An 8,696-nucleotide genomic window follows, 5' to 3' on the forward strand; every position below is an offset into this window, starting at 1 on the left:
GCCCGTGACTGTAGCACAGCAACAGCGGAACAAAGTGCCTGGTGAGGTTGCACGACGTTACGCCCGTGCATTTTATGAGATGATTGCAGGAAAAGCAGACAGAACTGCTATTCTGGAGGGTCTTGGCTGTCTTTCGAAAGCCATAGATGATAACGCGGATTTTCAGGCTTTCCTGTCCGATACGCGCTTCAACTCACGTAACGCATCTCAATTTGCCTCCGCACTCAGCAAAACCCTCAATCTCAATGATGACATACGCCGCCTGATAGGGACCGTTTCCCAGAATGGCCGTCTGTCCAAGCTGAGAGAGATTCTGGAGACAGTCCAGTTGCTGGAAGCTCAGGCTCATCATGTGGTTAGTGTCGAGGTTAGCACGGCACAGCCAATGACCGATGAGCAGCGTGGTCGTCTTAAAACCAGCTTGGAAGAAGCTGGTTATGCACGTACCGCCATTACCGAACATCTCGACCCGTCACTTCTTGGTGGTATGGTCGTACGTGTCGGTTCAGTTCTTTTTGATACATCAATCGCCGGGCGTCTGGCCCGCTTGCAGCACGCCATGAAGGGAGCCGCGTGATGGACATCCGTCCCGCCGAAATTTCGGAAATCCTCAAGCAGCAGATTGCTACATTCGACCAGCCAGAAGCTGTTTCTGAGACGGGTAAGGTTTTGTCCATCGGTGATGGTATTGCCCGTGTCTATGGCCTGACCAATGTTATGGCTGGCGAGATGGTTGAGTTTGAAGCCACAGGTCTTCGTGGCATGGCTCTTAACCTTGAAGCCGATCATGTTGGTGTTGTCGTTTTTGGAAGCGGCAATGAGATCAGCGAGGGTGATACAGTCCTTCGTACAGGCAAAGTTGTTGAAGTGCCTGTTGGTAGAGGTTTGCTCGGACGCGTTGTTGACGGTCTGGGTAACCCGATTGACGGTCGCGGTCCTTTGACCGATGTTGAATACCGTAAGGCGGATGTTATTGCCCCTGGTATCATGCTCAGACAGTCAGTGAGCGAGCCAATGCAGACCGGGATCAAGGCGATCGACGCCCTTGTCCCCATCGGACGTGGTCAGCGTGAGCTGGTGATCGGTGACCGTCAGACTGGTAAAACCAGCATCCTGATGGATACGATCATTGCTCAGAAATCTGTTAATGACCGTGGTGACGACAAAGCGTCTCTTTATTGCATTTATGTAGCTGTCGGGCAGAAACGCTCCACAGTTGCCAATCTGGTCCGTACCCTGACAGAAACAGGCGCGATGAATTATTCCATCGTCGTTGCGGCAACGGCTTCTGATGCAGCGCCTATGCAGTATCTAGCTCCTTATACCGCCTGTTCCATGGGTGAGTATTTCCGTGATAACAGCATGCATGCTCTCGTGTGCTATGACGATTTGTCAAAGCAGGCTGTAGCATATCGTCAGATGTCACTGTTGCTCCGTCGTCCTCCAGGACGTGAGGCTTTCCCTGGGGATGTGTTCTACCTCCACTCACGTCTGCTTGAACGCGCTGCGAAAATGTCTGACGCCTGCGGTGCAGGGTCTCTGACTGCTCTACCAGTTATTGAAACACAAGCAGGCGATACAGCTGCTTATATTCCAACGAACGTGATTTCCATTACAGACGGTCAGATTTTCCTTGAAACAGACCTGTTTAATAAGGGAATTCGTCCAGCTGTTAACGTTGGTGGTTCAGTGTCACGTGTTGGTTCTGCTGCTCAGATCAAGGCGATGAAACAGGTTGCAGGGAAAGTGAAGCTCGAGCTGGCTCAATATCGTGAGATGGCTGCTTTTGCCCAGTTTGCTTCTGATCTTGATCCAGCTACCCGCAAGCAGCTTGAACGTGGTGCACGCCTCGTTGAGCTTTTGAAACAGCCTGAAGCGCATCCTCTAGCTGTTGAAGAGCAGGTGGTCGTATTATTTGCTGGTATGCGCGGTTTTGTTGATAGTGTGCCTGTGAATAAGGTTGTTGCTTATGAAGCAGCTCTTCTTTCAGAAATGCGTCATGGCCAGAAAGAGCTCCTTGATACGATTCGCACTCAGAAGCAGTTGACACCGGAGACGGAAGAAAAGCTGAAAGCTGTTTTGACGTCCTTTGGAAAACGTTTTCTGGCGGCGTGAGGATATAAATCATGCCTTCGTTGAAAGAACTGCGCGGGAGGATTTCAGGCGTCAAATCGACGCGGAAAATCACCAGCGCGATGAAAATGGTCGCAGCCTCGAAATTGAGGCGCGCCCAATTGCAGGCTGAGGCTTCGCGGCCTTATGCCGAGACGATGCGTAAGATGATGATTGAACTGGCCTCTTCTCTTGAGAACTTGGAGGGTGTCCCCCTTCCGGCTCTCCTTAAAGGGACGGGGGAAGACCAGGTCCATCTTTTCGTGGTCATGACTTCAGATCGCGGTCTTGCTGGTGGTTTTAATGCCAATATGGTACGTGCCGTCCGTAAAAAGGCTGATGACCTTATCAGTCAAGGCAAGACAGTAAAGTTCCTGCCGATTGGTATAAAAGGCGCTGACGTTCTGACACGTTATTATCCAGAATCCATGCTTCCAGTTATGAGAAGCCTGGAAGGAAGCGCGCCATCATACGATTATGCAAGCAAGATTGCAGCAAAGATTATTGCCCTTCTTGATGAAGGTCAGTTTGATTGTTGCACGTTATTCCGTAATCGTTTTGTAAACGCGATGACGCAGATGCCAGAGCAATTAGGTTTGATCCCCCTTCCTGTGAGCGAAAATGATAATCGCGCAAAAGAGGGAGAGGCAGTACCTTATGAGTTTGAGCCTGACGAAGAAACTCTATTAACCCGCCTTCTTCCACGTAATCTCGAAGTACAGCTTTATGCTGCTATGCTTGAGAGTGCGGCAGGAGAGCAGGGAGCGCGTATGACGGCTATGGATAATGCCAGCCGCAACGCAAGCAAAGCCATTGACCGTTTGTCGTTGAAATATAACAGAACACGACAAGCAAATATCACTAACGAGCTGATCGAAATTATTTCCGGCGCAGAAGCCGTCTAAGATCACGCAGGAGACGAAATAGATGTCTGAGACACTCAACCGTTCTGCTGACCCAGCGGAGACTGCAACCGGCCGGGTCATTCAGGTTAAAGGCCCTGTAGTAGACATACAGTTTGAAGGTAAATTACCTCATATTTTAAATGCCCTTCATGTTGAAGTGGGTGATCGCACCCTTGTGCTGGAAGTGGCGCAGGAAATTGGCGAGCGTCAGGTCCGTTGTGTTGCGATGGATAGTACTGATGGATTGGTCCGTGGCGCAAAGGTTCGTGATACAGGAGCGCAAATCACTGTTCCTGTTGGACCAGCCACTTTGGGGCGTATCTTGAATGTCATTGGCGAAGCTGTTGATGGCCTTGGTCCTGTCAAGACCGATACATATTTCCCGATTCACCGTCCTGCCCCAAGCTTTGAAGAGCAGGCGGCTGCGAGTGAAATTCTCGTCACCGGTATCAAGGTTGTTGATTTGCTCTGCCCATATTTGAAGGGTGGTAAAATTGGCCTGTTCGGTGGTGCTGGCGTTGGTAAGACAGTCATCATTCAGGAGCTGATCAATAACATTGCAAAAGCGCATGGTGGTGTGTCTGTTTTTGCCGGTGTTGGTGAGCGTACCCGTGAAGGTAATGACCTGTATTTCGAAATGCAGGATGCTGGTGTTATCAAAGTTTCTGAAGATGGAAATACAGAAGGCTCAAAAGTGGCTCTGATCTATGGTCAGATGAACGAGCCTCCTGGAGCCCGTGCCCGTGTTGCGCTTACAGGTCTGTCCGTCGCCGAATATTTCCGCGATGTAGAAGGTCAGGACGTTCTTTTCTTTGTTGATAACGTCTTCCGCTTCACACAGGCTGGTTCAGAAGTGTCCGCTCTTTTGGGACGTATTCCTTCAGCCGTGGGCTATCAGCCAACACTGGCTACGGAAATGGGTGCCCTTCAGGAACGTATTACTTCAACAACAAAAGGTTCAATTACTTCGGTTCAGGCTGTTTACGTCCCTGCTGACGATCTTACAGATCCTGCTCCTGCTGCGACCTTTGCCCATCTTGATGCAACAACGGTTCTCAATCGTGCTATTGCTGAAATGGGTATTTATCCAGCCGTTGATCCTCTTGATTCAACATCTCGTTCTCTTGATCCTAAAATTGTGGGTGAAGAGCATTATGAGGTTGCGCGGAAAGTTCAAAGCATCCTTCAGAACTATAAGGAATTGCAGGACATCATTGCAATTCTCGGTATGGATGAGCTTTCTGAAGAAGATAAGCAGATCGTTGGTCGGGCGCGCCGTATTCAGCGCTTCCTGTCTCAGCCTTTCCATGTGGCTGAAGTCTTCACAGGTGCTCCAGGCAAGCTAGTCTCATTGGCTGATACAGTCCGTTCCTTTAAGGCTGTTGTCGAAGGTGAATATGATCATCTGCCGGAAGGCGCTTTTTACATGGTTGGTCCTATTGAGGAAGCCATTGAAAAAGCTGAAAAGATGAAGCAGGAAGGTTAAGTCAATGACCCTACGGGCCGAAATCGTAAGTCCTGAAAAGCGTCATCTCGAAGTAGATGCCGATATGGTCGTCGTACCCGGTACCGAGGGGGATATTGCGGCTATGCCGGGGCGTGCTCCGGTTATGCTGCAGCTTGGGGGAGGGATCGTTACAGTCTATAAAGACGAAAAGGTTATTGCGAGATTCTTCATAAGTGGTGGTTTTGTGGATATGTCTGCTGACCGTTGTGTCGTTCTTGCTGATTCTGTTCGCGCTTTGGAAGATCTGTCCCCAGATGATGCTCGTCAGCGTCTGGGTGAGCTTGAGGCACAATGGAGTCATGTTGGCCCTGAAGAATATCAGGAGCACGATAATTTGACGATGCAGATCCAGTCTGTCCGTGCTGAAATTGAAGCTGGAGAAGAGTTCGCCAAAGGTGAACTCAGCTAAAGGACCTGTCATAAATTATACTAAAAAGCAGAGACATATGTTCTCTGCTTTTTTTATGTCCGAAAAATGTCTCATTGAAATCTATTGTGCCAGATCCATTGTGCCGGTGATTTCGATACAATGAAAAGAATGACACCTTGCGGATCTATGTCTCAGAACTTTGACATCATTAGCCGTAATTTTCAAAGCAGAGTTGCCGAATGTATATTGTACGACTGTAGTAACCCGATCGGTCGTTAAGCTGATCGCTAAAGGTGGGATGGAGACATCCCCCACATTTGTCTAACATGGTTGTGAATGTGGTTTTGCTGTTTTAGGTAAGAGGTATTTGGTTTTAAATCTGAATTCAGTAAGCTGTCGTAAACTATATTCGACGACTTTCGCCATGAGGCCAGCTGGCAATGTTACTGAAAGGATCAGGAGTGATGGCGGGAACAACTATCCTACGTCTCAGTATGTTGTCAGCTATAAGGCCATTACCAGCCTCATGGCGGGGAAGAAAAATTAAATCTCTCGGGCAATGATGCGATCGAACGCATATCGGGTTAACGACACTTGCATTGGATAAGTTGCTCAAAAAAGCTCGAAACGTCGATTCAATGGGCGTTCATATGACAAATATGTTTACCTAATGGAAGTTCTCGGTAATTGCCCGATTCGGAACTGTCTGGCCCCAGAGCATATTTAATAGTTGAGTGCTGTTTCTTGGAAATTCTTATGATATAAACTGAAAATTCCATCCCACTGACATAGGTTTATCAGCGAGGGGTTAGAACTCATTTGCCGTATGTTCCATCAGATAATGATCTTTCAGTTCCAAAGAATTGGCAACGTCAGACATGAACAATGATGTAGGCGCGCGTTTCGAGCTGGTTTTCAGTGATGATAAAATAAAGGCGGTAAGAGATGGCAGTTGAATTGGTTAGAATTTCTGCATTAGTATTTGGGTAAGGGGATTTGACTATATAACTCTGATTAATACGGCATATAATGATTATTACCAGAGCCACCCTGTCACGGAGAAATTACAGGTATTTGAAGTGGAGGCGGTCAAAAGACGCGGCCTCCGTATTTAAGAGCGGGATTAACCAGAACAATATTGCGTTTCGGGATATGAGGATTGCGACTATTGAATTACACAATCTTTCAGATAAATTATGCCCACTGCATTTCCGTTACCCGTGCAAATCAAGGTAATATCTTGGCCTTTTTTCATTTTGACCACTTTAGAGATTTCGCTATTGGTGATATAAGCCCATGGTTGATCAAATTCTGATTCATCGTTTACTTCTAAAGCTAGATAAGGTCTATCAAGAACATCTGTGTCGAAATCTGCGATAGTAGCATTTAACTTCAATTTCTTGTTTTTGTATTTTTGATTGGCTGATATTGCATTATCTTTGTAATCTTTACTTAATTTATCTGGCGTTACTTCGATAGTGGATGAATTTGTTTGAGATAGTGTAGATTCTGTAATATTATTGCCTGTCGTTTTAGCTACTGCTTTATCGCCTTGACTTGAGTTAAAAATATCAACCATAACAAATAAAGTAGAAATAAGTGCAAAAAAAAACAAAAGGCACTTAAAAAAATTCTTCATACTATGAGATTCTCCGGTAAATAATATCCTATCTATTATAAATAAGCATTCAAAAAAAGAAAATTGATAATATTAATTTAATAGAAATTTTTATATAGTATGATCAAATTTTCTCTGCTACGTGCTAATAATTTCAAAGTTAGTCAGTTCATTAAAATCCATTGTGCCGCTAATCCCGGCACAATGGAAAGAATGACACCTTACGGATTATGTCTCAAAGTTTTGACATCATCCGCCGTAATTTTCAGAGCCGGATTACCGAAGTTGGTGGCTGTATATTGAGCAATTGCCGCAATCTGAGCGTCACTAAGCTGATCATCAAAGGCAGGCATAAAGACATGTCCTTCATTTGTCTGGCGGTTCACACCATGCAAAATCGTCATGATAAGATTTCTGCTCTCAGTCGCGCCAACAACACTATTTGACGTCAAGGATGGGTAGAACTGGTCTTGAGTCCCTTCTCCTCTGGTCTGGTGGCAGGTTGCACAGGCATTTAGATAGAGCCTTTGACCGTCAGTGCTGTTTCCTATCGTCATCCTCTCGGGGCTACGATCTATAGGATAGTCGAATGTTGCCTTATTAACAGTGACAGCGCGGTTATAGCTGAAACTTGCTTTCGTCTGATCTGGATTGGAAATTGGCTTTACTGTTTTCAAATATGAGGCCATGGCTTTCAGGTCTGAATCAGTGAGGTAACGTAAGCTATATTCGACGGCTTCTGCCATAGGGCCTGCTGCCTGCGCTTTACCGTGGGCAGCACCATTTTTGAGGTAGGAAACAATTTCATCTTCATTCCAGCCACCGATACCACTGACCGGGTCAGAGGTAATATTAGGAGCAGCCCATCCCTGAATGTTAGGATTCCCTGCCAGAAACCGGGAAGATTCTTCGGCCATGAGTTTATTACGAGGCGTATGGCATGTGCCACAATGTGCCAGAACCTTGACGAGATATTTCCCTCTTTTCTCTCCGCCTGGCGCTGCGTCATGCTCTGACATCGGGTGACCACCAGCGTAAAGCAGATTCCATCCGATCATGGCAAAACGGAGATTATAGGGGAAAGAAAGCTTCGTTTTATGGTCAGGCTCTTTATCAACAGGAGTAACCGCGTTTATAAAATAGAGATAGAGCGCGTGCATATCCTGGTCTGAAATTCCTGCATAAGCTGTGTATGGCATGGCAGGGTAAAGATGGCCTAATGTCGGGGAAACACCTTTTCTAACGGCCTTCGTGAAGTCTGCCTCACTCCATTTGCCAATACCAAACTCTTTTGAAGGGGTGATATTGGATGAGACAATCGTGCCGTAAGGCGATTTCAGAACAAGCCCACCAGCGTAAGACGCCCCCCCTTTGCTCGTATGGCAGGCCATACAATCAGAGGCTCTGGCAATATAACTCCCTTGTTTGATAAGGTCTTGCTCAGAGGTTGATTGTGCTTGCGCCTGTATCGCTTCTCCATAAAAGAGTGAGCTAAGGGCTGTGCCGACCGCAAGAATCGCAAAACGGGAAAAGAAAGAAGGCATATCAAATCTCCCGTGCAATGATGTCAGCTGAGCGCAATGCCAGAGCCACACCTGCCAATGTCGGATTAACAACGCTGGCTGTAGAAAACACGCCTGTTGTTGCCATAAACAGGTTAGGATGATCCCAGGTACGGCATTCGTGATTCACAACAGAGTTTTCCTGACGGTCCCCCATAATAACAGTGCCCATAATATGGTCACGATTCTGGAAACCGGTGTTATCTTCAATGACCGTCCCATTCATAATGCGCACAAAATTAGCAAAATCCTGTTTCGCGATCGGAACAGCTGCCTTGATGTAATCATCTGGATCATAATGAATCGTCATCATGGGAATCCCAATGGATGTTTTCCTTGTTGTGGAAGGCTGTATCCGGTTTTCTGGATGAGGAAGCTGCTCAAAGACAGTTGAAACATCAACCCACCGTGCTGCCATATGGCGAATCTGTTTGTCGAGTTCCGGCCCTACAATACCCTTTTTAAGTAGATACTGCGTAACAGCCCGATTAGGGACAGTATTGGTCAAGGCATGTTTAATGGCTGAGTGCTGACTGCGAAACGCACCGTCACGTTGTTTGAAAATGGCTCCTTGCTGAACCTGTCCACGACCAGGCCATAAAGGTTCACCCGCCAGAAACTG

Annotated in this window: 8 protein-coding genes (1 of these 8 running past the window's edge); 5 read left to right on the forward strand and 3 right to left on the reverse strand. The window is 46.8% G+C overall.

What is annotated here, in order from left to right:
* The first annotated feature begins 4 nt into the window (after positions 1–4).
* Genes atpH through AC3B6P_RS02995 form a run of 5 tightly spaced genes read left to right on the forward strand, consistent with a single transcriptional unit; the run spans position 5 to position 4,933 of the window.
* Positions 5–577 carry an ATP synthase F1 subunit delta gene (gene atpH, locus AC3B6P_RS02975; RefSeq protein WP_489804655.1) on the forward strand — a complete coding sequence of 191 codons (573 nt, stop codon included), beginning with the start codon at positions 5–7 and terminating at the stop codon, positions 575–577.
* A complete protein-coding gene (gene atpA / locus AC3B6P_RS02980) occupies positions 577–2,115 on the forward strand; it encodes a F0F1 ATP synthase subunit alpha (protein ID WP_489804656.1) in 1,539 nt (512 codons plus the stop codon). The genes atpH and atpA overlap by 1 nt, the downstream gene beginning before the upstream one ends.
* An 11-nt stretch (positions 2,116–2,126) precedes the next feature.
* A complete protein-coding gene (locus AC3B6P_RS02985) occupies positions 2,127–3,017 on the forward strand; it encodes a F0F1 ATP synthase subunit gamma (protein ID WP_489804657.1) in 891 nt (296 codons plus the stop codon).
* Positions 3,018–3,039: 22 nt separating this feature from the next.
* Positions 3,040–4,503: a F0F1 ATP synthase subunit beta gene (gene atpD, locus AC3B6P_RS02990; RefSeq protein ID WP_489804658.1), complete on the forward strand. Its 1,464-nt coding sequence runs from the start codon at positions 3,040–3,042 to the stop codon at positions 4,501–4,503.
* A 4-nt stretch (positions 4,504–4,507) separates the two neighbouring features.
* Positions 4,508–4,933: a F0F1 ATP synthase subunit delta/epsilon gene (locus AC3B6P_RS02995; protein ID WP_489804659.1), complete on the forward strand. Its 426-nt coding sequence runs from the start codon at positions 4,508–4,510 to the stop codon at positions 4,931–4,933.
* Positions 4,934–6,059: 1,126 nt separating this feature from the next.
* Here AC3B6P_RS02995 and AC3B6P_RS03000 read toward each other — a convergent pair.
* From AC3B6P_RS03000 to AC3B6P_RS03010, 3 genes are all read right to left on the reverse strand, one after another.
* A complete protein-coding gene (locus tag AC3B6P_RS03000; RefSeq protein ID WP_489804660.1) occupies positions 6,060–6,533 on the reverse strand; it encodes an OB-fold protein in 474 nt (157 codons plus the stop codon).
* Positions 6,534–6,733: 200 nt separating this feature from the next.
* Positions 6,734–8,056, reverse strand: coding sequence for a c-type cytochrome (locus AC3B6P_RS03005; protein ID WP_489804661.1), 1,323 nt, complete (start codon positions 8,054–8,056; stop codon positions 6,734–6,736).
* Position 8,057: 1 nt separating this feature from the next.
* On the reverse strand, positions 8,058–8,696 hold the 3' portion of the coding sequence (locus AC3B6P_RS03010; protein ID WP_489804662.1) for a GMC family oxidoreductase. It continues 954 nt past the right edge of the window; only the last 639 of its 1,593 coding nucleotides appear in the window; its start codon lies beyond the right edge, outside the window; the stop codon is at positions 8,058–8,060.

This window comes from Aristophania sp. ESL1142 (assembly GCF_058107345.1).

What these genes read in the sequence shown, in the direction of transcription:
- atpA (WP_489804656.1), top strand. Translation starts at nt 577, where the DNA reads ATGGACATCCGTCCCGCCGAAATTTCGGAAATCCTCAAGCAGCAGATT.
- AC3B6P_RS02985 (WP_489804657.1), top strand. Translation starts at nt 2,127, where the DNA reads ATGCCTTCGTTGAAAGAACTGCGCGGGAGGATTTCAGGCGTCAAATCG.
- atpD (WP_489804658.1), top strand. Translation starts at nt 3,040, where the DNA reads ATGTCTGAGACACTCAACCGTTCTGCTGACCCAGCGGAGACTGCAACC.
- AC3B6P_RS02995 (WP_489804659.1), top strand. Translation starts at nt 4,508, where the DNA reads ATGACCCTACGGGCCGAAATCGTAAGTCCTGAAAAGCGTCATCTCGAA.
- AC3B6P_RS03000 (WP_489804660.1), bottom strand. Translation starts at nt 6,533, where the DNA reads ATGAAGAATTTTTTTAAGTGCCTTTTGTTTTTTTTTGCACTTATTTCT.
- AC3B6P_RS03005 (WP_489804661.1), bottom strand. Translation starts at nt 8,056, where the DNA reads ATGCCTTCTTTCTTTTCCCGTTTTGCGATTCTTGCGGTCGGCACAGCC.